The 26,659-nt window shown below is 74.7% G+C and carries 31 protein-coding genes; 6 read left to right on the top strand and 25 right to left on the bottom strand.

What is annotated here, in order from left to right:
- Positions 1–87 precede the first annotated feature (87 nt).
- Positions 88–1,074, top strand: a complete 987-nt coding sequence (locus ACFUMH_RS06985; protein WP_378202471.1) for an LLM class F420-dependent oxidoreductase — start codon at positions 88–90, stop codon at positions 1,072–1,074.
- A 499-nt stretch (positions 1,075–1,573) separates the two neighbouring features.
- Here the strand turns inward: ACFUMH_RS06985 and ACFUMH_RS06980 are convergent, their stop codons facing one another.
- Both ACFUMH_RS06980 and glmS read right to left on the bottom strand, forming a co-directional pair.
- Positions 1,574–1,930 carry a holo-ACP synthase gene (locus tag ACFUMH_RS06980; RefSeq protein ID WP_155376686.1) on the bottom strand — a complete coding sequence of 119 codons (357 nt, stop codon included), beginning with the start codon at positions 1,928–1,930 and terminating at the stop codon, positions 1,574–1,576.
- A 76-nt stretch (positions 1,931–2,006) separates the two neighbouring features.
- Complete coding sequence (gene glmS, locus ACFUMH_RS06975; RefSeq protein WP_378202468.1) at positions 2,007–3,863, bottom strand: glutamine--fructose-6-phosphate transaminase (isomerizing); 1,857 nt, start codon at positions 3,861–3,863, stop codon at positions 2,007–2,009.
- A gap of 102 nt (positions 3,864–3,965) precedes the next feature.
- Between glmS and coaA the strand changes: the two genes are divergently transcribed.
- Positions 3,966–4,943, top strand: a complete 978-nt coding sequence (gene coaA, locus ACFUMH_RS06970) for a type I pantothenate kinase (protein ID WP_378202466.1) — start codon at positions 3,966–3,968, stop codon at positions 4,941–4,943.
- Between the two features lie 113 nt (positions 4,944–5,056).
- On the opposite strand, the gene ACFUMH_RS06965 is transcribed toward coaA, so the two are convergent.
- From ACFUMH_RS06965 to ACFUMH_RS06930, 8 genes are all read right to left on the bottom strand, one after another.
- Positions 5,057–5,674, bottom strand: coding sequence for a hypothetical protein (locus ACFUMH_RS06965; protein ID WP_378202463.1), 618 nt, complete (start codon positions 5,672–5,674; stop codon positions 5,057–5,059).
- 221 nt (positions 5,675–5,895) lie between these two features.
- On the bottom strand, positions 5,896–6,606 hold the full coding sequence (locus tag ACFUMH_RS06960) for a DedA family protein (protein ID WP_378202460.1): 711 nt from the start codon (positions 6,604–6,606) through the stop codon (positions 5,896–5,898).
- A gap of 93 nt (positions 6,607–6,699) precedes the next feature.
- A complete protein-coding gene (locus tag ACFUMH_RS06955; RefSeq protein ID WP_378202457.1) occupies positions 6,700–7,503 on the bottom strand; it encodes a glutamine amidotransferase in 804 nt (267 codons plus the stop codon).
- A gap of 41 nt (positions 7,504–7,544) precedes the next feature.
- Positions 7,545–8,222 carry a peptide deformylase gene (locus ACFUMH_RS06950; protein ID WP_378202452.1) on the bottom strand — a complete coding sequence of 226 codons (678 nt, stop codon included), beginning with the start codon at positions 8,220–8,222 and terminating at the stop codon, positions 7,545–7,547.
- A complete protein-coding gene (gene glmM / locus ACFUMH_RS06945) occupies positions 8,219–9,565 on the bottom strand; it encodes a phosphoglucosamine mutase (RefSeq protein WP_378202449.1) in 1,347 nt (448 codons plus the stop codon). The genes ACFUMH_RS06950 and glmM overlap by 4 nt, the downstream gene beginning before the upstream one ends.
- A gap of 178 nt (positions 9,566–9,743) precedes the next feature.
- Entirely contained in the window at positions 9,744–10,232 is a 489-nt protein-coding gene (rpsI, locus tag ACFUMH_RS06940) for a 30S ribosomal protein S9 (protein ID WP_378202446.1), read from the bottom strand.
- Between the two features lie 46 nt (positions 10,233–10,278).
- On the bottom strand, positions 10,279–10,722 hold the full coding sequence (rplM, locus tag ACFUMH_RS06935; protein WP_378202442.1) for a 50S ribosomal protein L13: 444 nt from the start codon (positions 10,720–10,722) through the stop codon (positions 10,279–10,281).
- A 210-nt stretch (positions 10,723–10,932) separates the two neighbouring features.
- The gene (locus tag ACFUMH_RS06930) at positions 10,933–12,615 is read right to left on the bottom strand and encodes an ABC-F family ATP-binding cassette domain-containing protein (protein ID WP_378202439.1); all 1,683 of its coding nucleotides are present in this window, start codon (positions 12,613–12,615) and stop codon (positions 10,933–10,935) included.
- A 94-nt stretch (positions 12,616–12,709) separates the two neighbouring features.
- On the opposite strand from ACFUMH_RS06930, the gene ACFUMH_RS06925 reads away from it, so the two are divergent.
- Positions 12,710–13,210, top strand: coding sequence for a DUF5709 domain-containing protein (locus ACFUMH_RS06925; protein WP_378202436.1), 501 nt, complete (start codon positions 12,710–12,712; stop codon positions 13,208–13,210).
- 19 nt (positions 13,211–13,229) lie between these two features.
- Here ACFUMH_RS06925 and truA read toward each other — a convergent pair whose 3' ends face one another.
- Positions 13,230–14,129 carry a tRNA pseudouridine(38-40) synthase TruA gene (truA, locus tag ACFUMH_RS06920; RefSeq protein ID WP_378202518.1) on the bottom strand — a complete coding sequence of 300 codons (900 nt, stop codon included), beginning with the start codon at positions 14,127–14,129 and terminating at the stop codon, positions 13,230–13,232.
- 125 nt (positions 14,130–14,254) lie between these two features.
- On the opposite strand from truA, the gene ACFUMH_RS06915 reads away from it, so the two are divergent.
- From ACFUMH_RS06915 to ACFUMH_RS06905, 3 genes are all read left to right on the top strand, one after another.
- Positions 14,255–15,019, top strand: a complete 765-nt coding sequence (locus tag ACFUMH_RS06915) for an ROK family protein (protein WP_378202433.1) — start codon at positions 14,255–14,257, stop codon at positions 15,017–15,019.
- Between the two features lie 300 nt (positions 15,020–15,319).
- Positions 15,320–15,688, top strand: coding sequence for a hypothetical protein (locus tag ACFUMH_RS06910; RefSeq protein ID WP_378202430.1), 369 nt, complete (start codon positions 15,320–15,322; stop codon positions 15,686–15,688).
- A 20-nt stretch (positions 15,689–15,708) separates the two neighbouring features.
- The gene (locus ACFUMH_RS06905; protein ID WP_378202428.1) at positions 15,709–16,206 is read left to right on the top strand and encodes a hypothetical protein; all 498 of its coding nucleotides are present in this window, start codon (positions 15,709–15,711) and stop codon (positions 16,204–16,206) included.
- A gap of 64 nt (positions 16,207–16,270) precedes the next feature.
- Here ACFUMH_RS06905 and ACFUMH_RS06900 read toward each other — a convergent pair whose 3' ends face one another.
- The 14 genes from ACFUMH_RS06900 to ACFUMH_RS06835 form a co-directional block, all read right to left on the bottom strand.
- Positions 16,271–17,125: an alpha/beta fold hydrolase gene (locus tag ACFUMH_RS06900; protein ID WP_378202425.1), complete on the bottom strand. Its 855-nt coding sequence runs from the start codon at positions 17,123–17,125 to the stop codon at positions 16,271–16,273.
- 210 nt (positions 17,126–17,335) lie between these two features.
- Positions 17,336–17,857 (bottom strand): 50S ribosomal protein L17, encoded by a 522-nt coding sequence (gene rplQ, locus ACFUMH_RS06895; RefSeq protein ID WP_378202422.1) that lies wholly within the window; start codon positions 17,855–17,857, stop codon positions 17,336–17,338.
- A gap of 62 nt (positions 17,858–17,919) precedes the next feature.
- On the bottom strand, positions 17,920–18,933 hold the full coding sequence (locus tag ACFUMH_RS06890; RefSeq protein WP_378202419.1) for a DNA-directed RNA polymerase subunit alpha: 1,014 nt from the start codon (positions 18,931–18,933) through the stop codon (positions 17,920–17,922).
- Between the two features lie 211 nt (positions 18,934–19,144).
- Positions 19,145–19,546: a 30S ribosomal protein S11 gene (rpsK, locus tag ACFUMH_RS06885; RefSeq protein ID WP_013117847.1), complete on the bottom strand. Its 402-nt coding sequence runs from the start codon at positions 19,544–19,546 to the stop codon at positions 19,145–19,147.
- Between the two features lie 77 nt (positions 19,547–19,623).
- On the bottom strand, positions 19,624–20,004 hold the full coding sequence (gene rpsM / locus ACFUMH_RS06880) for a 30S ribosomal protein S13 (protein WP_378202416.1): 381 nt from the start codon (positions 20,002–20,004) through the stop codon (positions 19,624–19,626).
- A gap of 171 nt (positions 20,005–20,175) precedes the next feature.
- The gene (gene rpmJ, locus ACFUMH_RS06875) at positions 20,176–20,289 is read right to left on the bottom strand and encodes a 50S ribosomal protein L36 (protein WP_013117849.1); all 114 of its coding nucleotides are present in this window, start codon (positions 20,287–20,289) and stop codon (positions 20,176–20,178) included.
- Positions 20,290–20,354: 65 nt separating this feature from the next.
- Positions 20,355–20,576 carry a translation initiation factor IF-1 gene (infA, locus tag ACFUMH_RS06870; protein ID WP_012877432.1) on the bottom strand — a complete coding sequence of 74 codons (222 nt, stop codon included), beginning with the start codon at positions 20,574–20,576 and terminating at the stop codon, positions 20,355–20,357.
- Between the two features lie 258 nt (positions 20,577–20,834).
- Positions 20,835–21,677 carry a type I methionyl aminopeptidase gene (gene map / locus ACFUMH_RS06865; protein ID WP_378202413.1) on the bottom strand — a complete coding sequence of 281 codons (843 nt, stop codon included), beginning with the start codon at positions 21,675–21,677 and terminating at the stop codon, positions 20,835–20,837.
- A gap of 5 nt (positions 21,678–21,682) precedes the next feature.
- Positions 21,683–22,264, bottom strand: coding sequence for an adenylate kinase (locus ACFUMH_RS06860; RefSeq protein WP_378202410.1), 582 nt, complete (start codon positions 22,262–22,264; stop codon positions 21,683–21,685).
- The gene (gene secY / locus ACFUMH_RS06855; protein ID WP_378202407.1) at positions 22,261–23,559 is read right to left on the bottom strand and encodes a preprotein translocase subunit SecY; all 1,299 of its coding nucleotides are present in this window, start codon (positions 23,557–23,559) and stop codon (positions 22,261–22,263) included. Before secY ends, ACFUMH_RS06860 begins: the two co-directional genes overlap by 4 nt.
- Before the next feature lie 227 nt (positions 23,560–23,786).
- Positions 23,787–24,617 carry a hypothetical protein gene (locus tag ACFUMH_RS06850; protein WP_378202405.1) on the bottom strand — a complete coding sequence of 277 codons (831 nt, stop codon included), beginning with the start codon at positions 24,615–24,617 and terminating at the stop codon, positions 23,787–23,789.
- Positions 24,614–25,354, bottom strand: a complete 741-nt coding sequence (locus ACFUMH_RS06845; protein ID WP_378202402.1) for a hypothetical protein — start codon at positions 25,352–25,354, stop codon at positions 24,614–24,616. Before ACFUMH_RS06845 ends, ACFUMH_RS06850 begins: the two co-directional genes overlap by 4 nt.
- A complete protein-coding gene (locus ACFUMH_RS06840) occupies positions 25,351–25,986 on the bottom strand; it encodes a hypothetical protein (RefSeq protein ID WP_378202399.1) in 636 nt (211 codons plus the stop codon). The genes ACFUMH_RS06845 and ACFUMH_RS06840 overlap by 4 nt, the downstream gene beginning before the upstream one ends.
- Positions 25,983–26,597 (bottom strand): signal peptidase I, encoded by a 615-nt coding sequence (locus tag ACFUMH_RS06835; RefSeq protein WP_378202396.1) that lies wholly within the window; start codon positions 26,595–26,597, stop codon positions 25,983–25,985. Before ACFUMH_RS06835 ends, ACFUMH_RS06840 begins: the two co-directional genes overlap by 4 nt.
- Positions 26,598–26,659: the final 62 nt, after the last annotated feature.

Here is a 26,659-nt window from a genome sequence, read left to right as displayed (position 1 = left end):
GCGGCCGGGGACCGTGCGAGCGGCGGCCCGCGTCCGGATCGTCGCCCCGGCCGGGCCCGCGCCCTGGCGCGGTATAGCGTGCGACGCATGCGCTTCGGACTCTTCATCCCCCAGGGCTGGCGGCAGGACCTCGCCGGCATCGAACCCCAGCAGCACTGGCCCGTCATGCGCGGGCTCGCGCAGTGGGCCGACGCCGGTGACGCCTACGAGTCGATCTGGGTCTACGACCACTTCCACGCCGTGCCCGAGCCCAACGGCGAGGCGACGCACGAGGCGTGGAGCCTCATCACGGCCTTCGGCGCCGTGACGGACCGCGTGCGCCTCGGCCAGATGTGCACGTGCATGGGCTACCGCAACCCCGCCTACCTCGCCAAGGTCGCGACGACCGCGGACCACGTGTCGGGCGGCCGCGTCGAGATGGGCATCGGCGCCGGCTGGTACGAGCACGAGTGGAAGGCGTACGGCTACGGCTTCCCCACGGCCGGCGAGCGCATCGCGATGCTCGACGAGGGCGTGCAGATCTTCCAGCAGCTGTGGACCGACGGCGTCGCGACGCTCGACGGGAAGCACTACCAGGTGGACGGCGCGCAGCTGTCGCCGCTGCCGCTGCAGGCCGGCGGCCCGCCGCTGTGGATCGCCGGCGGTGGCGAGAAGAAGACGCTGCGCATCGCCGCGCAGCACGCCGCGTACACGAACTTCGACGGCACGCCCGAGGGCTTCGCGCACAAGTCGGAGATCCTGCGCGGGCACTGCGAGGCCGTCGGCCGCCCGTTCGACGAGATCACGCGCTCCGCCAACTACAACGTCGTCATCGGCCGCACGCAGGCCGAGGTCGACGACCGCCTGGAGTGGGTCCACGAGCACCTGCGGCAGACGGTGCCGGACAGCGCCGACCGCGAGTTCGCGCAGTGGCCCCGCGGGCCGCTCGTCGGCACGCCGGAGCAGATCGTCGAGAAGCTCCGCGAGCTCGAGGGCCTCGGCATGACGTACGCGATCACGTACTTCGCCGAGGCGGCGTACGACCGCTCGGGCATCGAGCTCTTCACGAACGAGGTCGTGCCGCACCTGCGCTGACCCGACCGCCCGACGCCCCGGTGCTCGTCCCACGGACGAGCACCGGGGCGTCGTGCGTCAGGGCCGTCCCTCCCCGGCGCTCCACCTCGTCCCCCGACCGGCCCTCGCCAGGCCGAGGCCGCCGCTCCGGTGCCGACACCGCCGGTCCGGTCCCGATCGCCGCTCCGATGCCGAGGTCGCCGGTTCGGTACCGAGATCGCCGGTCCCGACCGGCGACCTCGACGTCGCACCGGCGAGCTCGGCGCAGGAGGCGTCCACCTCGTCACACGTACGCCGACCTCGTCAGGGACCCGAGACGAGGTCGGCGCACATCTGACGAGGTCGATGCGGTGCGACACCTGCACGCCGACACCGCGGGCCGACCACTCGCCGAGGTCGCCGGTGCGGTGCCGAGGTCGCCGCTTCCGGCCGACGAGGTCGGCGTCGCACCGGCGAAGTGGCCGGTCCGAGGGTCCCCGACCCGACCGCCCAGGGCGACGCTCGGGGCAGCGCGTGCGGGTCAGGCGTCGCGTTCGGCGACGACGACGGCCGAGGCGATGCCCGCGTCGTGGGAGATCGACAGGTGGAACCGGTCGACGCCGAGCTCGTCGGCGCGGGCCCGCACGGTCCCGGTGATCTCCACGACCGGCTGCGCGCCCGCGACCCGGCGCACGGTCGCGTCCTGCCAGCTCATCCCCGGCGGCGCGCCGAGGGCCTTCGCGATCGCCTCCTTCGCGGCGAACCGCGCGGCGAGGGACGCGGGCGGCAGGTCCCGCTCGTCGGGCGTGAACAGGCGTGTGCGCAGCCCGGGCACGCGCTCGATCGTCGCGAGGAACCGTGCGACGTCCACGACGTCGATGCCGACGCCGACGATCACGCGCGGCCGCCCGCGCGGCGGGCCGGACGGACGCCGGCGCGGCGGCCCGCGACGGTGACGCCCCGCCCCCGCGCGCTCACTCGACCGTGACGGACTTGGCCAGGTTGCGGGGCTGGTCCACGTCGAGGCCCTTGGCCGTCGCGAGCTCGCACGCGAAGATCTGCAGCGGGACGACCGCGAGCAGCGGCGCGAGCAGGCTGGACGTCTGCGGGACCGTGAAGACCTCGTCGGCGTACGGGCGGACCGCCTCGTCGCCCTCCTCCGCGATCACGAGCGTGCGGGCGCCGCGCGCCCGGATCTCCTGGATGTTGGAGACGATCTTCGAGTGCAGCGAGTCGCGCCCGCGCGGCGACGGCACCACCACGAACACCGGCTGCCCGGGCTCGATGAGCGCGATCGGGCCGTGCTTGAGCTCGCCCGCGGCGAAGCCCTCGGCGTGGATGTACGCGAGCTCCTTGAGCTTGAGCGCACCCTCCATCGCGACGGGGTAGCCGACGTGCCGACCCAGGAACAGCACCGACTGCGTGTCGGCCATCCAGCGCGCGATCTCGCGCACGCGGCCGGCCCGGTCGAGGACCTGCTGGATCTTGTCGGGGATCGCGCGCAGCTCGTCGAGCACCTGCGCGACCTCGTCCGCGTACTTGTTGCCGCGCAGCTGCGCCAGGTACAGGCCCAGCAGGTAGGCGGCGGTGATCTGGGACAGGAACGCCTTCGTGGAGGCGACCGCGATCTCGGGGCCGGCGTGCGTGTACAGCGCCGCGTCGGACTCGCGGGGGATCGTCGAGCCGTGCGTGTTGACGATCGCGAGGGTCGTCGCGCCCTGCTCCTTCGCGTGCCGGACCGCCATGAGCGTGTCCATCGTCTCGCCGGACTGCGAGACGGCGACGACGAGGGTGCGCTCGTCGACGACGGGGTCGCGGTAGCGGAACTCGTGCGCGAGCTCGACCTCGACGGGGATGCGGCACCAGTGCTCGATGGCGTACTTGGCGACGTGCCCGGCGTAGGCGGCCGTGCCGCACGCGACGACGACGATCTTGTCGACGGCGCGCAGCACCGACTCGTCGATGCGCATCTCGTCGAGCACGAGCCGGCCGGTCGTGTCGGTGCGGCCCAGCAGCGTGTCCGCGACCGCCTGCGGCTGGTCGTGGATCTCCTTGTCCATGAAGGAGCGGAAGCCGCCCTTCTCGGCGGCCTTGGCGTCCCAGTCGACCGTGAACCGGCGGGCCTCGACGGGCGTGCCGGCGAAGTCGGTGACAGTGACCTCGGTCGGCGTGATGGTGACGACCTGGTCCTGGCCGAGCTCGAGGGCGTCGCGCGTGGACGCGATGAACGCGCTGACGTCCGAGCCGAGGAAGTTCTCGCCGTCGCCGAGGCCGACGACCAGCGGGGAGTCGTGCCGCGCGCCGACGACCGTCGTCGGGTCGTCCTGGTGCACGGCGAGGAGGGTGAACGTGCCGTGCAGCCGCTGCGCGACGGTGCGGAGCGCGAGGGTGAGGTCGGGCGTCTGCGCGTACTGCCGCGCGACGAGGTGCGCGACGACCTCGGTGTCGGTCTCCGACGTGAACGCGACGCCCGCGGCCTCGAGCTCGGCCTTGAGCGTCGCGAAGTTCTCGACGATGCCGTTGTGGATGACGGCGACGCCGCCGGACACGTGCGGGTGCGCGTTCACGTCGTTGGGCGCGCCGTGCGTCGCCCAGCGCGTGTGGCCGATCGCCGCGGTGGCCGCGGGCATCGGGTGGGTGTCGATCTCCTCCACGAGGTTGGCGAGCTTGCCCGCCTTCTTCGCGGTGGCGAGCGACGCCCCCGGCGACACGAGCGCGACACCGGCGGAGTCGTACCCCCGGTACTCCAGCCTCCGCAGCCCTTCGAGGACGACCTCCAGGGGTCGACCGCTCGGCTGCTGACTCCCGACGTACCCGACGATCCCGCACATGGCGACGATCCTAACGACAGGGCGGTCGTCGGCGGTCCGGACGGGTGCGTGCCGCCCGTCACGCCGGGCGCGGGACGCGCCCCGGCGGGCGGCGGTCCGGCGGTGCGCCACAATCGACGGGTGCCGACGTCGCCTCCCACCGTGGTGCCCGCCACCCCGTACGTCGACCTGGACCGCGAGGCGTGGACCCGCCTGTCCGCGTCGACCCCGCTGCCCCTCACCGACGCCGACGTCGCGCGCCTGCGCGGGCTCGGCGACCCGATCGACCTGGCCGAGGTGGACGCGATCTACCGGCCGCTGTCCCGGCTGCTCGACCTGTACATCCAGGGCACCCGCGGCCTGCACCGGGCGACGAGCACGTTCCTGCGCGAGGACGTCGGCCGCACGCCGTACGTCATCGGCGTGGCGGGGTCGGTCGCGGTCGGCAAGTCGACGACGGCGCGGCTGCTGCGCGAGCTGATCGCCCGCTGGCCGGCGACGCCGCGCGTCGAGCTCGTCACCACCGACGGCTTCCTGCACCCGAACGCCGAGCTCGAGCGGCGCGGGCTGCTGCAGCGCAAGGGCTTCCCCGAGTCGTACGACCGGCGCGCGCTGCTGCGGTTCGTGTCGAAGGTGAAGGCGGGCCGGCCCGAGGTGACGGTGCCCGTGTACGACCACCTGACGTACGACATCGTCCCGGGCGCGGAGGTCGTGGTGCGCCAGCCAGACGTGCTCATCGTCGAGGGGCTGAACGTGCTGCAGCCGGCACGGCCGACCGCGGAGGGTGCGTCGAACCTCGCGCTGAGCGACTTCTTCGACTTCTCGATCTACGTCGACGCCCGCACGTCGGACGTGAAGCAGTGGTACGTCGACCGGTTCCTGTCGCTGCGGGCGACGGCGTTCGCGCGGCCGGAGTCGTACTTCCACCGGTACGCGTCGCTGACGGACGCGCAGGCCGTCGCGCGCGCCGAGGAGATCTGGGGCTCGATCAACGCGCCGAACCTCGAGCGGAACATCCTGCCGACGCGGTCGCGCGCGACGCTCGTCCTCACCAAGGGCCCCGACCACGCCGTGCAGCGGGTGCGCCTGCGCAAGCTCTGACGCCGGACGGGCCGGGGCGCCGCAGGATCCGGGAGCCGGCGAGGTCAGGGCGCCGGCGGGGTGCGGGAGCCGACGGGGTCAAGGGCGCCGGTCAGGTCAGGGAACCGGCGGGGTCACGGCGCCGCGGCGCGCGCCCCGGGTGCGCCCGGGCCGAGCGCGCCCGCGTCGGCCGGGACCGCGAGGACCACGGGCTCCTCCGTGCGCCGCACGACGTCGAGCTCCGCCAGCGCGCCGCCCACGGCGTCGCCGTCGCCGGCGCACGCGAGCCCCTCGGGCAGCAGCACGGCGTCGTCGAGCGCGTCGACGAGCCACACCTGCGGCGCGGGGCCGGACGCGCACGGCTCCGGGGTGGCGCGGCGCTCCACGAGCCGCAGCAGCTCCGTCAGGTCGCCCTCGAGCCGGGTCGACGTCACGGAGTGCCACGTGCCGGCGCTGTCGCGCAGCGGCTCGCCGCGCCCGCACACGAGCACCGTGTCGGCGACGAACCCGTCGGGGGGCGTCCCCCGGTCGACGGGCGGTGCGGGCGACGCCGTCGGCACCGGGAGCGGCTCGAGCGCGAGCGCACGGAGCACCTCGGGGACGAGGCAGCTGGCCTCCGCGCGGACCTGCGCCGTCCGCGACGCGGACGCGGCCGCCCCCGCGGGTCCGCCGCCCGGCGCGCACGCGGCGGCGGCGGGCAGCACGACGACGGCCGTGAGCAGCGCCCACGTCGTCCTCCGCCCCCTGCGCATCCGTCCACCCTGTGCCGCTCCGTCCCCGGGCGCACGACGGGGGACCCCCGTGGTCCGGGGGCCTCGCGTGGGCGGGGAGGGACGACGCCGGAGTCGTCCCGAGGGTGAGCCTAGGACGGTGCGGACGTCACCCGGTCGGCCGATACCGGATCGTTGTCACAGGGCACCCGATCGTGAGGTCATCGTGACCTCGACTGACGGTGAGGGCCGCTGACCGGCGGTCAGGCCGCCGAGGAGCCGCGGACGACGGGGGCCGCCGTGACACCCTCCTCGTCGTCGGCGGGCAGCGCGTCCCGCTGGACGCGCGTCACGGACCCCCCCGCCCGGCGCTCGGCGTGGTGCGCGGACAGCCCGGTCACCCGCCGGAGCACCCAGTCGACGACCAGGCCGATCACGAGCCCGCCGACCACCCCGACGACGACGCCCAGCACCGGGTTGTCGTGCCCGAGCACGTGGCCGGCGCCGACGCCGATCGCCGTCGAGTACAGCGCCCAGGTCACCGCGGCGATGCCGGTGAGCAGCACGAAGCGCGAGCGGCGGAACCCGAGGGCGCCCGCCGTCATGTTGACGGCCACGCGGCCGATGGGGATGTAGCGGGCGGCGATGACGAACGCGGCGCCACGGGTGGCGAGCGCCCGCTCCGCCCAGTCGAGCACGGCCTGCCCGCGCCGGCCGCGGAACCACCGCAGCTCGCGGATCCGCACGTGCCGGCCGATCTGGTAGGCGATCTGGTCACCCGTGAACGCGCCGAGCGCGGCCACGACGACCACGAGCCACAGCAGCGGGCGGCCGGTGGACACGGACAGCGACGTCAGCGCGATGACGACCGACTCGCTCGGGATCGGCGGGAAGAACCCGTCGATGGTCGCGAAGGCGTAGAGGACCGGGAAGATCCACGGCGAGCCCGCCAGCTCCAGCGTCCACTGCTCCACGTCCCGCTCCCCTCGTCCCCCACCCCTCGGTGAGGTCGGCACGACCCACGCTAGGGCCCGCGCGACGGCGAGGACATGGGGTTTCCCCCCGATTCAGCCCTGAGCCGCCCGGATCTCCGTCCGTGGGTGAACGCCCGGCGACGCGGTGTCGTTCCTCGGGTGGAGGTCGGGGCGCGCGTACCGGTCGACGAACGCGCGCAGCACCCCGGGGACCTGCACGCCGCTCGCCCGCGCCGCCGCCACGACGTCCGCGGCCTCCTCCGGCGCGAAGTACCCGTCGTACCGGTACGCCTCGACGCGCGTCGTCAGCCCGGCGACGTCCAGCTCCGGGTGGAACTGCGTCGCGTAGACGTGCCGCCCGACCCGGAACGCCTGCACCGGGGCGCCCGCCGACGACGCGAGCACGACCGCGTGCGGCGGCGGCACCGTCAGCGACTCCTTGTGGCCGACGAACGCGCCGAACGTCGGCGGCGCGGAGCCGAGCACCGGGTCGGCACGACCGGCGGCGGTCAGCTCGACGGTGACCGCGCCGACCGGCTCGGGGTGGCTCCGGTCCACGAGCCCGCCCTGGTGGCGCCCGAGGGTGCCGATGCCGTAGCAGGCGCCGAAGAACGGCGCGTCGGCGGGCACGACCGCGTCGAGCAGCCGCGCGAGGTCGGCCTCGACGCGCCGCTGCACGGGCGACTTGGCGTCCTCGGGGTCGCTGACGCAGAACGGTCCCCCGCCGAGGACGATGCCCGACCACGCGTCGAGGTCGACGTCCGGCAGCGGCGCCGCCTCGAGCCGCACGCGCCGCAGCGTCGCCTCGCTCAGGCCCGTGCACCGCAGCATCGCGGCGTACTCGTCGTCGGCGGCGGCGTCCTCGGGACGCACGCCGAGGAACAGGAACGGTCGCACGCGCACCTCCGGCGGGACGGACCGGGACGGGCGCCCGGACCTCAGCCGGCGTGCGGGGGCAGCGCGAACCCGAGGGTGCGCGCGGCCTCGTGCGGGACCGGCTCCGACGCCCAGTGTGCGCCGAGGCCGTCCGTGGCCGCCAACGATCGCGTCTCGGCGCGGTCCAGGTACAGCGTGCCGTGCAGGTGGTCCGTCTCGTGCTGCACGATGCGCGCCGGCCAGCCGGTGAGCACCTCGTCGACGGCCGCGCCGTGCTCGTCCAGGCACGTGAGCCGCACGCGGCGGGGCCGGGCGACCACCGCGACGTAGCCGACCACCGACAGGCAGCCCTCGTAGAACGCGACGCGCTCGTCGTCGACGGGCGCGTACGTCGGGTTGACCAGCACGCGCGGCGCCACGGGGGTGCGCTCGCGCGCCGCCGCCACGTCGGGGTCCGGCACGCCCGGGTCCTCGACGACGGCGAGCGCGAGCGGCAGGCCGATCTGCGGCGCGGCGAGGCCGACACCCGGCGCCGCCCGCATGGTGCGGTGCATGAGCGCGACCAGCTCACCGAGCTCGGCGTCGGAGAGCTGCCCGTCGTAGGGCAGCGCCGGCGTGCGCAGGGCCGGGTGCCCCGCCTGCACGATCGGCGCGACGGCGTCGGGCCCGGCGGCGCGGGCGCGCTCGAGCAGCTGCGTCGTCAGGGTCCGCAGCGCCGTGCGGGCGGCGGCGTCCGTCACAGCGCCAGGCGCTCGCGCACCACGCCGGCGAGCTCGTGCGCGACGCGGTCGGCCTCCTCCTGCGTGCCGGCCTCGACCATGACCCGCACGAGCGGCTCGGTGCCGGACGGGCGCAGGAGCACGCGGCCCGTGCCGTCGAGCTCCTTCTCCGCGGCCTGCACGGCGTCGCGCAGCGGGCCGTCGTCCGTGCGCGCGCGGTCGACGCCGGGCACGTTGACGAGCGTCTGCGGCAGGCGCCGGACGACGCCCGCGAGCTCCTGCAGCGTGCGGCCGGTCGACGCGACGCGCGCGGCCAGCTGCAGCGCGGTCAGCACGCCGTCGCCGGTGGTGGCGTGCTCCGCCAGGATGATGTGGCCCGACTGCTCGCCGCCCAGCCCGTAGCCGCCCTGGCGCATCGCCTCGAGCACGTACCGGTCGCCGACGGCCGTCTCGACGGTCGCGATCCCGGCGGCCTGCATCGCGAGCCGCAGGCCGAGGTTGCTCATGACGGTCGTGACGAGCGTGTCGTGAGGCAGCGCGCCCTGCTCGTGCAGCGCGATCGCGAGGACGCCCATGATCTGGTCGCCGTCGACGAGGTTGCCCTGCGCGTCGACCGCGAGGCACCGGTCCGCGTCGCCGTCGAACGCGACGCCGAGGTCCGCGTGCGCGGCGACGACCGCGGCCTGCAGCGGCTCGGGGTGCGTGGAGCCGGCCTCCTCGTTGATGTTGCGGCCGTCCGGGGACGCGTTGATGACGACGACGTCCGCGCCGGCCTCGCGCAGGGCGGCGGGGCCGACCTCGCTGGCGGCGCCGTTGGCGCAGTCCGCGACGATCCGCAGGCCGTCGAGGCGCGTGCCGATGGTGCCGACGAGGTGCTCGACGTACTGCTGGCCGGCCAGGCCCACGTCGACGCGGATCCGGCCGACGTCGGCGCCCACGGGGCGGTCCCAGTCGTCGCCGAGGCGCGCCTCGATGGCCGCCTCCACGTCGTCCTCGAGCTTGCGGCCGCCGCGCGCGAGGAACTTGATGCCGTTGTCGGGCATCGGGTTGTGCGACGCGGACAGCACGACGCCGAGGTCGACGCCGCGCGCACCGGTCAGGAACGCCACCGCGGGCGTGGGCAGCACGCCCACGAGGTCGACGTCGACGCCGGCGGACGCGAGGCCCGCGGCCACCGCCGCGGAGAGGAACTCCCCGGACGCGCGCGGGTCGCGTCCCACCACGGCGCGGGGACGGTGCCCCTCGAACGCGCCACGGCTCGCGAGCACGTGCGCCGCGGCGACCGAGACGTCGAGCGCGAGCTCCGCCGTCACGTCGCGGTTCGCGAGGCCCCGGACACCGTCCGTGCCGAACAGTCGACCCATCACACGACTCCTTCGTCCCGCCCGTCGGCCGCGTCCACGGTACGTCGGGCGTCAGTGGTCCCTCCGGGTCCCGGCGCGGCGTGGCGCGCATGCGCCGCACGTCCGGCGGGGACCCCCGAGCACACCGATGGCCCCGCAGGTCGGCAGACCCGCGGGGCCATCGGCAGCGAGCGCTGGATCAGCGCTTCGAGTACTGCGGCGCCTTGCGCGCCTTCTTCAGACCGGCCTTCTTGCGCTCCACCACGCGTGCGTCACGCGTGAGGAAGCCGGCCTTCTTGAGCGCCGGGCGGTTGTGCTCCGCGTCGATCGCGTTGAGCGCACGGGCGATGCCGAGGCGCAGGGCACCGGCCTGGCCCGAGACGCCGCCGCCGGTGATGCGGGCGACGACGTCGAAGCGACCCTCGACGTCCACGGCCTTCAGCGGGCTGTTGACCAGCTGCTGGTGCACCTTGTTGGGGAAGTACTCCTCGAGCTGGCGGCCGTTGATCGTCCACCGGCCGGTGCCGGGGATGAGACGGACGCGCGCGACGGCCTCCTTGCGGCGGCCGAGCGCCTGGCCGGGGGCGGTCAGGGACTGCCCGCGCCCGACGGGAGCGGAGCTCTCCGAGGTGTAGCTGGTGGGCGTCTCGTCGCCCTCGTAGTCGTTCTCGACGGTGGTCTGAGCCACGATGTCCTCGCGTTCTGTGTTCGTCACTGCCGCAGCAGCCCGGGGCCTACTGCGCCACCTGGGTCAGCTCGAACGGCTTCGGCTGCTGGGCTGCGTGCGGGTGCTCGGGGCCGGCGTAGACCTTGAGCTTGCTCAGCTGCTGACGACCGAGGGTCGTACGGGGCAGCATCCCGCGGACGGCCTTCTCGATGGCACGCTCGGGGTGCTTCTCGAGGAGGTCGGCGTAGCGGGTGGCACGGAGGCCGCCCGGGTAGCCGGAGTGCCGGTAGGCGAGCTTGGTCTCGCGCTTGTTGCCGGTCAGGGCGATCTTCTCGGCGTTCACGACGATGACGAAGTCGCCGCCGTCGACGTGGGGCGCGAACGTCGGCTTGTGCTTGCCGCGCAGCAGCGTGGCCACGTGGGTGGCCAGGCGGCCGAGGACGACGTCGGACGCGTCGATGACGTACCAGTTCCGCTCGACGTCGCCGGGCTTCGGGGTGTACGTGCGCACGGGTGTGGGCCTCTGTCTCGTGTTGCGTGTCATGGCCGGGCGCGCAGGGGCGACCGACCGAGATGGCTGTCGGAGCATCCCGGCCCGGCGAGTGGGATCGCACCAGGACGGCCATCGGCACGCAGTGGTGAGAAGCCACCGGTGCGCGACAGGGGACGCACAACGACCACCCAGAGTACCGGCCTGGGGGACGCAGGGCAAAAGGCGTCGTCAGCGCGCCCGTGCGACCCGTCCCACGTCCCACACCGGCTCGGGCGTCTCGACGACCTCGCCGTCCGCGCCGAAGACCAGGAACCGGTCGAACGTGCGCGTGAACCACCGGTCGTGCGTCACCGCCAGCACCGTCCCGTCGAACGCGGCCAGCCCCGCCTCGAGCGCCTCCGCGGACTGCAGGTCGAGGTTGTCCGTCGGCTCGTCGAGCAGCAGCAGCGTCGCACCCGCGAGCTCGAGCAGGAGGATCTGCAGGCGCGCCTGCTGGCCGCCGGACAGCGTCTCGTAGCGCTGCTCGGCGGCCGCCACGAGCCCGTACCGGTCGAGCGCGCGGCTCGCGGCCTCCCGCCCCATGCCCGACCGGTGCCCGTCGCCGCGGTGCAGCACGTCCAGCAGGGTGCGGCCCGCCAGCTCCGGGTGCACGTGGTTCTGCGCGAACCACCCGGGCCGCACGCGCGAGCCGAGCACGACCGTGCCCGTGTGCGCGACGGGCGCCGGGTGCAGGTCGCCCGCGGGCGCGTGCTCGGGCGCCGGGTCGGTGCCCCCGGCCGCGAGCAGCCGCAGGAAGTGGGACTTCCCCGAGCCGTTCGAGCCCAGCACGGCCACCCGCTCGCCGTACCAGACCTCGAGGTCGAACGGCCGCATGAGCCCCGTCAGCTCGAGGCCCTGCGCGACCACCGCCCGCTTGGCGGTCCGCCCGCCCGTCAGGCGCACCCGCACGCGCTCGTCCCGGGCGACGACCACCGGCGGCCCCGCCTCCTCGAACTTGCGCAGGCGCGTCTGCGCCGCCTGGTACCGGGAGGCCAGCCCGTCGTTGAAGGCGGCCTTCGTCTTCAGCGTCAGGACGAGCTCGCGCAGCTTCGCGTGCTCCTCGTCCCAGCGCCGCGCCAGCTCCTCCAGCCGCGTGCGGCGCTCCTCCCGGGCCCGGGCGTAGGTCGCGAAGCCGCCGCCGTGCACCCACGCCCGCGCACCCACCGCCGTCGGCTCGAGCGTCGCGACGTGGGTCGCCACGCGGGCGAGCGTCTCCCGGTCGTGGCTGACCAGCAGCACCGTCTTCGGCGACGCGACCAGGCGGTCCTCGAGCCAGCGCTTGGTCGGCACGTCGAGCGCGTTGTCGGGCTCGTCGAGGACGAGGACCTCGTCCGGCCCGCGCAGCAGCGCCTCGAGCACGAGCCGCTTCTGCTCGCCGCCCGACAGCGTCCGCACGTCGCGGTGCTGCGCACGCTCGAACGGCAGCGACAGCACGGCGTCGGTCACCAGGTCCCAGCCGGCCTCCGCGTCGTACCCGCCGACGTCCGCCCAGTCCGCGAGCGCCTGGGCGTACCGCAGCTGGGTCGGCTCGTCGTCGCGCTCCATCATGAGCAGCTCCGCGGCCGTCAGCTCCGCCGCCGCGTCCCGCACCGCCGGCGGCGCCAGCGACGCCAGCAGGTCGCGCACCGTCCGGTCGTCGTCGATGCGCCCCACCTCCTGGCGCATGACGCCCAGCCCGCCGCTGCGCACGACGGCGCCCGCGTGCGGCTCGACCTCACCCGTGACGACCCGCAGCAGCGTCGACTTGCCGACCCCGTTGGGGCCGACGAGCGCCGTGCGGTGCCCCTCGCCGACCCGGAACGACACGTCGTCCAGCAGCGGACGGCCGTCGGGGAGCGTCCAGCCGACGCCCGCGACCTCGAGGTGACCCATGCGGGCAGTGTCCCCGTGCGGGGCGCCGCGCCCCAACCCGATATCCCCGGCCGCTGCTGTGGCGAGGTGCCCCGGGCGGTGCTTGGGTCGTGGCATGAGCGAGGACACCCCTGCCACCAGCACCGACCCCGCCCTCGGGTCCGAGGGGGACAGCAACCAGCTGCCCGGTGAGGACTCGATGTCCGACCGCGGCACCGGCGACCTGCTCGACGAGTGGATCGTCCCCCCGGAGCGCGATCGCCCGGCGTCGACCCGGTTCGGCGAGACGCACTGGGAGGAGGCGCGCGGCGAGACGCTCGACCAGCGCGTCGCCCAGGAGGAGCCCGAGGTGTGGGAGGCCACCACGCCCCCGCCGCCGGACCGCGACGAGCTCCGCGCCGGCCGGATCGTCGAGGACACGGACGCCGTCGACGCGGGCGGCACGAGCGAGTTCGCGGTCGACGCGGGCGTCGCCGGCGGCGCCGCGACCGCGGAGGAGGCCGCCGTGCACGTCCTCGAGGAGGACGACGAGGAGGCGTACCCCGACGCCCCCGCGACGGCGGACGACGACGAGGTCACCGGCGACGACGAGACGTCGCCCGACGACCGGATCTGAGACGACCGCCGCTGACCGGTCAGCCGCAGCAGCCGCCCGGCGCGGGCGCGCCCGCGACCTCGTGGGCCCCGCGCCGGGCGCGCGTGCGTCCGGCCCGCTCCGCGAGCTCCGCGTCCGCCGGGTAGGCGACCTCCTCGAGCGTGAGGCCGTGCGGCGCGACCACCGTCGCGCCGCCCTCGCGCCGGCGCCCCATGAGCAGCGCGTGCGGCCAGTCGACGCCGCGGCGCCCCTCCCCCACGGCCAGGCTCGCGCCGACGAGCGCACGGACCATGGAGTGGCAGAACGCGTCGGCCTGCACGTGGGCGACGACGAGCCCCGCGTCCGGGCCGTCCCCGGGCCGGCGCCACGTGAACTCTTCCAGCGTGCGGATCGTCGTGGCGTCCGGGCGCGGCTTGCAGTACGCCGCGAAGTCGTGCCGCCCCACGAGGCGCCGCGCGGCCTCGTCCATCGCGGCGACGTCGAGCCGGTGCCGGTGCCACAGCACCCACGCGCGGCGCAGCGGGTCCCGCGCGGCCGCGTCGTCCACGACCCGGTAGGCGTACCGGCGGCGCAGCGCGCCGAACCGCGCGTCGAACCCGTCCGGCGCGCGGGTGACGCGGTGCACCACGAGGTCGGCGGGCAGCAGGCCGCCGAGCCGGGAGGTGAGCGCGTCGACGGCGTCACGGTTCGAGCGGCCGCGCGCCGCCGCGAGCGCGTCGGCGGTGACGTCGACGTGCGCCACCTGCCCGCGGGCGTGCACACCCGCGTCCGTCCGGCCGGCGACCGTCACGCGCGGCGCGGGCTCGCCGCGCGGGCCCGTGCGCAGCACCGTCGCGAGGCCGTCCTCGAGGGTGCCCTGCACGGTGCGGAGCCCCGGCTGGCGGGCCCACCCCGAGAAGTCCGTGCCGTCGTACGCGAGGTCGAGCCGCAGGCGCAGCACGTCGGTGCGGTCCGGCACGGCGGTCGCGGCCGTGCCCGGCGGGGCCCCGGCCGTCGCGTCATCGGTCCCGACCTCGTCCTCGCTGCGCACGGGCCCACGCTAGCCGCGGCGCTACCGTGGTCGGCGTGCCGCCCGCGTCCGACCCGTACACGCTCGCCGTCGACTGCGGAGGCGGCGGCATCAAGGCGTCGGTGCTCGACGCCGCCGGCACGCTGCACGTCCCGGCCGTCCGGGTGCCCACGCCCTACCCGCTGCCGCCCGAGCGGCTCGTCGAGACGATCGCGGCCATCGCGGCGGACCTGCCGCCCGCCGGGCGCGCGACCGTCGGGGTGCCCGGGATGATCCGGCACGGCGTCGTCGTCGCGACCCCGCACTACGTGACCCGGTCCGGGCCGCGGACCGCCGTCCTGCCCGAGCTCGTCGCCGCCTGGCAGGGCTGCGACGTGCGCGCGCTGCTCGAGGCCCGCCTCGGGGTCCCCACCCTGGTGCTGAACGACGCCGAGGTGCACGGCGCGGGCGTCGTCTCCGGCACGGGGCTGGAGCTCGTCCTCACGCTCGGCACCGGGCTGGGCTCGGCGCTGTTCGACGGGGGACGGATCGCGCCGCACCTCGAGCTGTCGCACGCGCCCGTGCGCTGGGGCACCACGTACGACGCGTACGTCGGGCAGCACGAGCGGGCACGGCTCGGCGACGGGCTGTGGTCACGGCGCGTCCGCCGCGTCGTGGAGGGGTTCCGGCCGGTCTTCCACTGGGACCGGCTCTACCTGGGCGGCGGCAACGCGCGCGCCATCACCGCGGCCACGCTCGAGCGGCTCGGTGACGACGTCGTCGTCGTGCCGAACCAGGCCGGGATCGTGGGCGGCGTACGGGCCTGGGCGCTCGCCGGCTGAGGCGGCCGCCCGCGGACAGCCCGATCACGGGCACGGCCGACGCCCGTGACGGAGCCGCGTGACCACCGCGGCACGCCTCCAGGCGTTCGGGTGACCCGCCCGGCGGCGCGGGTGAAACGCGGCCGGACGGTCCGGGACGAACCCGGCGCGGATGCGGACAACCCGCGCGAACAGCCCCGGACGCCCTGTTGCCGCCCGCGGACCACCCGCTCACGATGGCCGACGGCGCGGGTTGGGAACGCGCCCACGCCCTCGCCGGGGGACCCCCGGACGCCTCCACCAGAAGAAGGGGCCACCACCATGGCCACGCCCGACGCCGCCCTGCAGCAGGTCCTCGACCTCGACGGCGCCCTCGCCATCGCCCTCGTCGACCTCGGCAGCGGCATGGCCCTCGCCACGCGCAACGTCGTGCCGTTCGACCTCGAGCTCGCCGCCGCCGTGAACACCGAGGTCATCCGCGCCAAGCTGCGCGCGATCGACAGCCTCGGTCTCGACGAGCAGATCGAGGACATCCTCATCACGCTCTCCGGCCAGTACCACCTCGTCCGGCTGTCGTCGCGGCCGGACCTCGCCGGCGTCTTCTCGTACCTCGTCCTCGACCGCGGGCGGTCCAACCTGGCCCTCGCCCGCCGCGCGCTCAAGGCGCTCGAGGACCAGCTCGAGCTCTGAGCCCCCGGGCCGGCGCACCCATGACCGACCAGCTCCGTGACGTCCTCGACGGCCTGCAGGAGGCCGTCGGGGACGTCGCGCACGTCATCGCCCTCGACCCGGTGGACCGGGTCGTCCTGGTGGACGGCGACGCCCCGGCCGAACGGGTCGTCGCCGCGCGCGCCGTCGCCACGACCCTCGCGCTCGTCGACACGGCCGGCGCGGAACCCGTGCGGGCCGTCGTCGAGACCTCCGACGCCACCTTCTACGCCGTGCACGACCCCGCGGGGCTGGTCGTCGTCCTCGTCGGTCCGCCGCAGTGGAACACCGCGCTCGCGCGCCGCACCGCGGACCCGCTCCTGCGCACGGTCGACGCCGAGGCCGTCCTCGCGCCCCTGCGGGCCGCCCGGCGGGCGCAGGCCGGACCCGCGCCCGTCCGCACGGGACCGACGGCCGCCGTGCCGGCACGGCGCGAGACGCTCGCGCAGGCGCACCGCGCGGACGCCGTCGCGGTGCGGCAGGCCTCCCACCCGGCCTGAGGCCACCGCCCAGGGCGCCCTGCCCGGGCACGCGGCCGCAGGGCGGCAGGACGTCCGACGGCGGTCAGGTGGCGGGACGTCCCGCCGTCCGCACGCCGCCCGTCCGCACGCCGCCCGTCCGCACGCCGCCCGTCCGCACGCCGCCCGTCCGCACGCCGCCCGTCCGCACCGCGCCCGGCCGGACCGCCCCCGCACCCGCCTCGCGCGCGTCGACCTCCTCCAGCGCCTCCAGGAGCACGCGCGTGAACCGCACGGGCTGCACGAGGCTCACGAGGTGCGTGGCACCGGGCACGACGACGAGCCGCCCGTCACGGCACGCGGCGAGGAAGCGCGCCTCCTCGCCGCGGAAGTGGTCCCAGCGCCCGTTGACGAGCCACACCGGCGCCGTCACCCGCGCGAGGTCCGCCACCGGCGTCGCGCCGGCCATCTCCCGCAGCGTGTCCGTCACGACGTCGAGCGCGAACCCACCCGCGCCCACGTCCGCCGCCGCGGTGGGCGGCATGGTGCGGTCGACGAGCCACTGGTTGACCGCCGCACCGCGGTCGGGCAGCCGCGCGAAGCCCCACGCCGCGGCGCCCCACGCGCGCAGCGCGAGGCGGTGCGGACGCGTCGAGCACGCGGCGGCCACCAGCCCGGCCACCTGCTCGGGGTGCCGCGCGGCGTGCTCGACCGCCGTGTACCCGCCCAGCGAGAGGCCGACGACCACCGCGCGACCGCCGACGGCCTCGACGCCGTCCCGCACGGCCGCCACCGCGCCCGCGCGCGTGAACCGCTCCCCCAGCCGTCGCCCGTGGCCCGGCAGGTCGACGGCGAGCGTGGTCCGTCCCGCGGCCTCGAGCGCCTCGGCCTGGGCCCGCCACATCGTCCGGGACGCGCGCAGGCCGTGCACGAGCACGACGGGCGTCGGACGGGCGGCCATGGGGCGACGCTACCCAGGGACGGCGGGACGGCGCAGGCCGGGGCGCGTCGGGCAGGGCTGCGGCGGCAGCGGGCCGGACAGGCCTCCGCCGGGCGGTGGTCCGTCGGCAGCCGTTCGTCGGGCCGCGGTCGCCGGCCACGCGCGCAGGGCGCACGCACGAGGGCCCGGACACCGTGCGGTGTCCGGGCCCTCGGGTGCTGCTGCGGGAGGTCAGGCCTTGTCGGCCTGCGTCTCCTCGTCGGCCGGGGCGTCGGCGGGCGCCTCGTCCGTGGCGGCCTCGTCCGTCGTCGGCTCCTCGGCGGGGGCCTCCTCGACCGGGGCGGCCTTCTTGGCGGCCTGCGTGGCCTCCTTGACGACGGCCTGCTTGGGCGAGAGCGGCTCGAGCACGAGCTCGATCACGGCCATCGGCGCGTTGTCGCCCTTGCGGGCGCCGATCTTCGTGATGCGCGTGTAGCCACCCTGGCGGTCGGCCACGACGGGCGCGATCTCCGTGAACAGCGTGTGCACGACGCCCTTGTCACGGACGACCGTCAGCACGCGACGGCGCGCGTGCAGGTCGCCGCGCTTCGCGAACGTGATGAGCCGCTCCGCGAGCGGGCGCAGGCGCTTGGCCTTCGCCTCGGTCGTCGTGATGCGCTTGTGCTCGAACAGCGCCGTCGCGAGGTTCGCGAGGATCAGCCGCTCGTGCGCCGGGCTGCCACCGAGCCGGGCACCCTTGGTGGGCGTGGGCATGGTCTCTACTCCTTGGGATCAGAAAGGGGCGACGCGGGACCGTGGGCCCGGGCCGACGGTCGTCAGTACTGCTCGTCCTCGACGAAGTCGGTCTCGTCGTCCCCGTAGTACGCGCCCGACGCGGTCGGGTCGAAGTCCAGCGGGCTGTCCTTGAGCGTGAGGCCCAGCTCGGCCAGCTTCTCCTTGACCTCGGTGATGGACTTCGCACCGAAGTTGCGGATGTCGAGCAGGTCCGCCTCGGACCGTGCCACGAGCTCACCCACGGTGTGGATGCCCTCGCGCTTGAGGCAGTTGTACGAGCGGATCGTCAGCTGCAGGTCCTCGATCGGGAGCGCGAGGTCGGCGGCCAGGGCCGCGTCGGTCGGCGACGGGCCGATCTCGATGCCCTCGGCCTCGACGTTCAGCTCGCGGGCGAGGCCGAACAGCTCGACCAGCGTCTTGCCGGCGGACGCGAGCGCGTCGCGCGGGCTGATCGCCGGCTTGGTCTCGACGTCGACGATGAGCTTGTCGAAGTCGGTGCGCTGCTCGACACGGGTCGCCTCGACCTTGTAGGTCACCTTGAGCACCGGCGAGTAGATCGAGTCGACCGGGATCCGGCCGATCTCCGCGTCGAGCGACTTGTTCTGGTTCGCCGACACGTAGCCGCGGCCGCGCTCGACCGTCAGCTCGATCTCGAGCTTGCCCTTGTCGTTGAGCGTGGCGAGGTGCAGGTCGTGGTTGTGCACCTCGACGCCCGCCGGCGGGACGATGTCCGCGGCGGTGACGACACCCGCACCCTGCTTGCGCAGGTACATCACGACGGGCTCGTCGTTCTCCGAGGAGACGACGAGGTTCTTGATGTTGAGGATGATCTCGGTGACGTCCTCCTTGACACCCGGGATCGTCGAGAACTCGTGCAGCACGCCGTCGATCCGGATGGACGTGACGGCGGCGCCCGGGATGGACGACAGGAGGGTGCGGCGCAGGGAGTTGCCGAGGGTGTAGCCGAAGCCGGGCTCGAGCGGCTCGATGGAGAACCGCGAGCGGTGCTCCGAGATGACCTCTTCGGTCAGGGTGGGACGCTGTGCGATGAGCACGGTGGGGTTTCCTCTCCGCGGGCGTCCGCCATATGACGCTCCGCAGGTACTGCTGGCCGGGACGTGGCTCGGTCCGCACGTCCTGGGCGACGGTCGTGGTCCGGTCGTGCCGTCCGCCGCCCGCCGTCGTCACCGCGGGGCGGGACGAGGGCGGGGCGGACGTGCGAGGGCCGGGACGGCCCCGAGGGGCACCGTCCCGGCCGTCGACGGGTCAGACGCGGCGGCGCTTCGGCGGACGGCAGCCGTTGTGGGCCTGCGGCGTCACGTCCTGGATCGAGCCGACCTCGAGGCCGGTCGCCTGCAGCGAGCGGATCGCCGTCTCACGGCCCGAGCCGGGGCCCTTGACGAAGACGTCGACCTTGCGCATGCCGTGCTCCTGCGCACGACGCGCGGCGGCCTCGGCGGCGAGCTGCGCGGCGAACGGGGTCGACTTGCGCGAGCCCTTGAAGCCGACCTGGCCGGAGGAGGCCCAGGCGATCACGGCGCCGGACGGGTCCGTGATGGACACGATGGTGTTGTTGAACGTGCTCTTGATGTGCGCCTGGCCGTGGGAGACGTTCTTCTTCTCCTTGCGGCGCGGCTTGCGCACGGCGGTGCGGGACTTGGGAGGCATCTCTTCTTCTCTCGGGGTCTGCGGGTCGGTGGGCCGACGGCGGGGCGGTCAGCGGCGGGCGCGACCAGCCCGGCGCCTTACTTGCGCCCGGCCTTCTTCTTGCCGGCGACGGTGCGCTTCGGGCCCTTGCGGGTACGCGCGTTGGTCTTGGTGCGCTGACCGCGCACCGGGAGGCCGCGGCGGTGACGCAGGCCCTCGTAGCTGCCGATCTCCACCTTGCGGCGGATGTCGGCGGCGACCTCGCGGCGCAGGTCACCCTCGAGCTTGTAGTTGCCCTCGAGGTAGTCGCGCAGCGCGACCAGCTCGGCGTCGCCGAGGTCCTTGACCCGGGCGTCCGGGCTGATGCCCGTGGCGGCGAGGGTCTGCTGCGCACGCGTGCGGCCGACCCCGAAGATGTAGGTGAGCGCGATCTCGACCCGCTTCTCGCGGGGGAGGTCGACACCGATGAGACGTGCCATGCCTGGTGGCTCCTGTAGTGCCTCGGAGGTCTGCCGCACCGTCCTCCCGCGTGTGGTTCGCGGGCCCCGGCCTCCGAGCCGGGGGTTCGCCGTGCGCGGGGCCCGAGGGCCCGCTCACGGAGCGGCGGTGCGCTTGCTGGCCCTAGCGGGCCGGGTGGTTCAGGTGGCTGCTCAGCCCTGGCGCTGCTTGTGGCGCAGGTTCTCGCAGATGACCTGGACGCGACCGTGCCGGCGGATCACCTTGCACTTGTCGCAGATCTTCTTGACGCTCGGCTTGACCTTCATCGCGTGTTCCTCCGCCGCCGTGCGGTGCCCGGTGGGCTCGGCCGACGGCGTGTCGATGGGGTGGGTTACTTGTAGCGGTAGACGATGCGCCCGCGGGACAGGTCGTACGGGCTGAGCTCGACGACCACCCGGTCCTCGGGGAGGATCCGGATGTAGTGCTGACGCATCTTGCCCGAGATGTGGGCGAGCACCTTGTGGCCGTTCGCGAGCTCCACGCGGAACATCGCGTTGGGGAGCGCCTCGATCACGCTGCCCTCGATCTCGATGACGCCGTCCTTCTTGGCCATGTCCTCCGCTAACTGTCGTTCTTCTCGTGCTGTGCTGTGACCACGCGCTGCCGCGAGGCCCGGCCTGGCCGGACCTCTCGCCGAGAGTGTGGACGGCGCGCGCGGCCCGTCCGTCCGGACGGCGCACACAACCAACCGGCAACTATACGCCATCCGGCGCACGATCGTGACGCCTCCGGAGGACGGCCGGCGGTCGACCCGCCGCGCGTCCGTCGCGGGCGCCCGACCCCGTCCGGGCCCGGGGCCGCGCCGCGGCCGTCAGCCGAGCGACGCGACCTGCACGCCGAGCGCGCCGAGGCGCTCGGCTCCGCCGTCGCGGGCGGTGAGCACCACGATGCCGTCCTCGAGGACAGCCACCGTGTGCTCCCAGTGCGCGGCGCGGGACCCGTCGTCGGTGACGACCGTCCAGTCGTCCGCGAGCGTGTGGTTCGCCTCGGCACCGCGCACGAGCATCGGCTCGACGGCGACGCAGAGGCCGGGACGGACCTTCGCCCCGCGGTCGCGCGTGCGGTAGTTCGGCACGTCGGGCGGCTGGTGCATGGCGGTGCCGATGCCGTGCCCGACGTAGTCCTCGACGATCCCGAACGGCGTGCCGCCGTTGCGGCCGGCGGCCGTCGCGGCCTCGACCACCCCTTCGACGGCCTCCCCCACCGCGCCGAGCCGGTCGGCGCGCGCGAGCGCCGCGATGCCGGCCCACAGGGCGTCCTCGGTGGTGGTGACGAGCTCGTGGTCGTGCGGGTCGCCGTCGCCGACGACGATCGAGAAGGCGGAGTCGCCGTGCCACCCGTCGACGACCGCCCCGCAGTCGACGGACACGACGTCGCCGGGCCGCAGCACGCGCGCGCCGGGGATGCCGTGCACGACCTCCTCGTTGACCGACACGCACAGCGAGGCGGGGTACCCGTGGTACCCGAGGAACGACGGGGTCGCGCCCGCGCGGTGGATGACGTCCTCCGCGACGGCGTCGAGGTCGGCCGTCGTCACGCCCGGCGCGACGCGCGCACGGACGGCGTCGAGCGCGTCCGCGACGACAAGCCCGGCACGCCGCATGACGGCGACCTGCTCGGGCGTCTTGTACTCGATCCGCTCGCGGCCGAACATGCGGGTCAGGCGGACTGCGCGGCCCGCAGCGCGTCGAGCAGCCGCTGCGTGACCTCGTCGACCTCGCCGAGCCCGTCGACCTGCACCAGCAGGTCCCGCGCCGCGTACACCTGCGCGATGGGCGCGGTCTGCTCGGCGTAGACGTCGAGCCGGTGGCGGATGACGTCCTCGGTGTCGTCGGCGCGCCCCTCGATCGCGGCGCGCCTGGTCAGCCGGTCGACGACGACCTGCGGGTCGACCGTCAGCTCGACGGCCGCGTCGATGCCGACACCCGCCGCGGCGAGCATCTCGTCGAGCGCGGCGACCTGCGCGACGTTCCGCGGGTACCCGTCGAGGAGGAACCCGTCGACGGCGTCCGCCTGCGCGAGCCGGTCGCGGACCAGCTCGTTCGTCAGCTCGTCCGGCACGAGGGCGCCCGACGCGGTGATGTCCTGGACCTTGCGGCCCAGCTCCGTGCCGCCCTTGATGTTGGCGCGGAAGATGTCACCGGTCGAGATGGCCGGCACGCCGAGCTGCTCGGCGAGACGGGCGGCCTGCGTGCCCTTGCCCGCTCCGGGCGGGCCGAGCAGGACGAGACGTGCGCTCAACGGAGGAACCCTTCGTAGTGACGCTGCTGCAGCTGCGACTCGATCTGCTTCACCGTCTCGAGGCCGACGCCGACCACGATGAGGATCGACGCGCCGCCGAACGGGATGTTCGAGCCGACGTCGAGGACGATGAACGCGATCGTCGGAATCAGGGCGACGAGCGCCAGGTAGATCGAGCCCGGTGCGGTGATGCGCGTGATGACGTAGTCGAGATACTCGGCCGTCGGGCGTCCGGCGCGGATGCCCGGGATGAAGCCGCCGTACTTCTTCATGTTGTCCGCGACCTCGTCCGGGTTGAACGTGATCGCCGTGTAGAAGTAGCAGAAGAAGATGATCAGCAGGATGTAGATCGCGATGTGGAGCGGTGCCTCGGGGTCCGCGATGTACACGCTGATCCACTGCACCCAGCCGGCCGTCGCGTCGCCGAACTGCGCGATGAGCGCGGGGATGGCCAGCAACGACGACGCGAAGATCACCGGGATGATGCCGGCCATGTTGATCTTGATCGGGATGTAGGTGCTCGAGCCGCCGTACATGCGGCGGCCGACCATCCGCTTGGCGTACTGCACCGGGATGCGGCGCTGCGACTGCTCGACGAACACGACCAGGCCGATGACCAGCACGACGATCGCCATGACGACGATGAACTTGCCGACGCCGCCGGCGCCGCCCGCGATGGACCACATCGCGCCGGGGAAGGTCGCCGCGATCGAGACGAAGATGAGCAGCGACATGCCGTTGCCGACGCCGCGCTCGGTGATGAGCTCGCCGAGCCACATGACCAGGCCGGTACCGGCGGTCATGGCGATGACCATGATGAGCAGGACCAGCGGCGAGTCGTCGGGGATGACGTCGACCGAGCAGCCCGGGAACAGGTTGCCGCTGCGCGCGAAGGTGATGATCGTCGTCGACTGCAGGACGGCGAGGCCGATGGTCAGGTACCGCGTGTACTGCGTCAGCTTCGCGGTGCCGGACTGCCCCTCCTTGTGCAGCTCCTCGAACTTCGGGATCACCACGCGGAGCAGCTGGATGATGATGCTCGCGGTGATGTACGGCATGATCCCGAGCGAGAACACCGACAGCTGCAGCAGCGCACCGCCGCTGAGCAGGTTCACCAGCCCGAGCAGGTCGTTGGCGTCGGCCGTCTGGTCGATGCACGCCTGGACGTTCGGGTAGCTGACACCCGGCGTCGGCAGGAACGAACCGATGCGGAACACCACGATGATGCCGATGGTGAAGAGCAGCTTGCGCCGCAGGTCGGGCGTCCGGAACGCCCGTGCGAATGCGCTGAGCACCTGTCCTCCTGCTGGAATGAGGCCGGCGAGACCGACCCGTTGCCGCCGCGCCGCGGCGAAGACCGCGCGCCACACTACCCCGAACGTCCAGTCACCCCGGCACGTGCCCGGGACGGACGTCCGACGGCGGGACCCATGACGGCCCCGTACCCGGCCGGCCCGCGGCAGCGATGCCGCAGAGCGTCCCCGAGGATACCCGTACCGCGTCCGCCGTCACGGCGTCCGCGTCACCGCTCCTCGCGCCGCCGCCGCGCCGCGCCGAGCAGCAGCCCGCCGAGCCCGACCGCCGTCACCGCGACGAGCGCGAGGCGCAGGGCCTCCGCACCGGTCGTGGCCAGCGGGTCCGTCGCCACGGCCACGCCGCTGCCGGCCGGGCCGGACGCCGTCGCGGAGCCCCCGCGGCCGTCCGAACCGGCGGCGCCGGGCGTCGGGGCGGGGTCGCCGGTGGGTGCGGCCGTCGGCTCCCCCGGGCCGGCTCCCGGCCGGCCCGCGAGCTCGAGCAGCACCGAGAACCGTGCCTCGCGCGGCGCGGCGTCCGCCCCGTTGCCCGAGGTCGCCTCCACGGGGAAGGCCGACACGATCGTGACCTGCGTCGACGCCCCCCGCGCGAGCGGGACCTCCACGACGGGCGTGCGCCCCTGCGCGGCGAGCGCACGGAACGAGGCGGAGCCGTCGTCCGACGCCGTGCGCCAGGCGAGCGTGAGGTCGGAGTAGAAGTCGCCGAGGGACGCACCCGTCCGGGGGTCCAGGTCCGGGGCGTCGGGGTCGAGGAGCCGCACGTCGGTGACCCAGCCGCGCAGGGTCGCGTCGGTGGGCCCGTCGTTGCGCACCGTCAGGGTCCGTCCCGCGACGTCGCCGGGAACGGCGACCGGTGCGCCGAGGAAGGACGTCGTGCTCGTCGAGTACGCGCTGCCGTCGGCCCGGAGGTGGACGGTGGGCCCGTCCCACGCGGTGCTGAGCGCGTCGTCGGCGGTGGCGGCCATCGCGGGTGCGCCACCGGCCGTGGCCGCGAGCACCGCCGCCGCGGCCGCCGCCGCAGCGAGCCGCCGGCGGGTCACGGCGTCTCCCCCGGACGGAAGGTGCGGAAGGTGAAGGTGAGGGAGTGTGACGGCTCGGCGCCGGGGTCGAGCTCCTCGTACCCCGTCACGTTCCAGGACTCGGCGTCCTGGACGTCCGCAGGATCCTCCTTCTCCGGGACGACCGGCGTCCCGGTCACCTCGGCCTGCTCCTCGTTGGTCCCGGCGACCGGCGCGTACGTCGCGACGAGGCACCAGTACTCGGAGACGAGGGTGGACGTCGTCGTGTAGCCGCTCGGCACGGGTGTCGACGCGCTGGCCTCGGTCGAGCTCGTCGCGGTGGTGCACGCGGCCGCGGACGCGACGCGGTAGAGGCGCCAGGTGGACGCCCCGAAGACACCCCCCGAGATGGTTGGCACGACCGTGTAGGACAGCCCGCGGTGGCCCTGGGAGAGCGCGTCGACCTGCACGGGGATCGCCACGCTGCCGCCCGCGCCGCCGTTGTAGAGCGCCGCGGCCTGCGCCGGTCCGAAGGTGTGCGCGAGCGCCTGGCCGTCCGTCGTCGCGTACTGGCTCAGCGTGCCGGGGGCGGCAGGCGCGCCGACGCCGAAGACGGCGACGCCCACGGGGACGCGCGCCGCGCCGCGGAACTCGTCGCGCCACAGAGCCAGCGTGCCGCCCGTCCCGAGGCCCACGACGACGGCGGCCACGACGACGAGCGCGGTCAGCACGGCACCGGCCCATCGGCGCGCGGGCGCCGCCGCGGTCGGGGCCGTCACGGCGCGGTCCCGTCGCGCACCTGCGCGAGCTCGAGGACCACCGTGCCGAGACCGGTCATCGGCGCCGTGGCCACGCCCGACGGCGGCACGACGACGGCGGACGTGCCGGTGTAGCGCAGGGTCAGCGTGAGGACCCACGGGGCGGTCCCCCACGCGCGCACGTCGGCCGGCGTGATGGAGCCGCCGTCGGCCGGGACCGTCACCGCCGTGCCCAGCGCGACGGGAGCGGACGAGACGCCGTCGGGCGCCGTGACGACGTACGTCGCCGACACACCACCGGCGGGGACGAGGCTCGGCGGGGCCTGCCAGCGCACGTTCAGCCGCGCTCGGACGTTGTCGCCCTCGAGGCGGGTGCGGAACTGCTGCTGCAGGACGAACGAGTCGCCCGGCGTGGCGAGGTGGTTCACCGTCGTCATGTCCGACCGCATCGCGACCGCGTGCGTGGGTGTGACGTCCGCGCTGGTCTCGCGCACCACGAGGCCGCCCACCGGTTCGAGATCCAGGTCGCCGGTGCGGACGACGGCGACCGCGCTGGACGCGTCGGTGCCCCAGAGCGCGTAGGTGATCCCTGCGGTCGCCCCCGCGACCGTCAGTGCCACCGCGGCGAGGGACAGGGTGCGCCGCGCCTTCATCGTGCTGCCTCCGCGGACCCGCCGGCGGGCACGACGGGTGCATGGGCACCGTCCGCCGGCGCGTCGGTCGGCGCCGCGGTCCGGCGCCGCTCCGGGCGCAGGACCATCACGGCCGCGTAGCCGAGCAGGGCGAGCGCGCCCGCCATCACGACGAGCCCGCGACGCTGCCCCAGCCACAGCGACAGGTGCCCCACCCAGGGCACGTGGTAGACGGCCGTCGCCTTGATCTGCCCCGGTACCAACGGCTCGTCGTCCGCGGAGTTCGCGTCGCCGCGCGTCACGAACAGGGTGCCGTCGGAGGTGAGCAGTTTGTCCACGACGCGGTGCGTGATGAGGCTCGGGTCGTCGGAGACCGGCTGGAACGTCACGACGTCGCCGACCTGGACCTCGGCCGCGGCGTCCTGGACGCCGCGGACGACGACCACGTCGCCGGGATCGTAGGTGGGCACCATCGAGCCCGTGAGGACCGTGAGCGCGGCGCCGTCGAGGGCCTTCGGCACGACGGCGAGCGCCACGGCGAGGGTCAGCACCGCCAGCACGACCACGGAGGTCACGGCGGAGAGCACACCCGAGAGCCAGCTGTCGCCGCGGGTGTCGGCACGGGCTTCCATGTCGGCACTCCTTTCCGTCCGAGGTCGTGGTGCGAGGTGCGTGGGTGAGGGCGGGACGGACG

It is taken from the genome of Cellulomonas sp. NPDC057328 (assembly GCF_042667215.1).
GTDB lineage: Bacteria > Actinomycetota > Actinomycetes > Actinomycetales > Cellulomonadaceae > Cellulomonas.
Note: the sequence above shows the minus strand (reverse complement) of the source record. Positions and strands in the feature narration are given on the sequence as shown.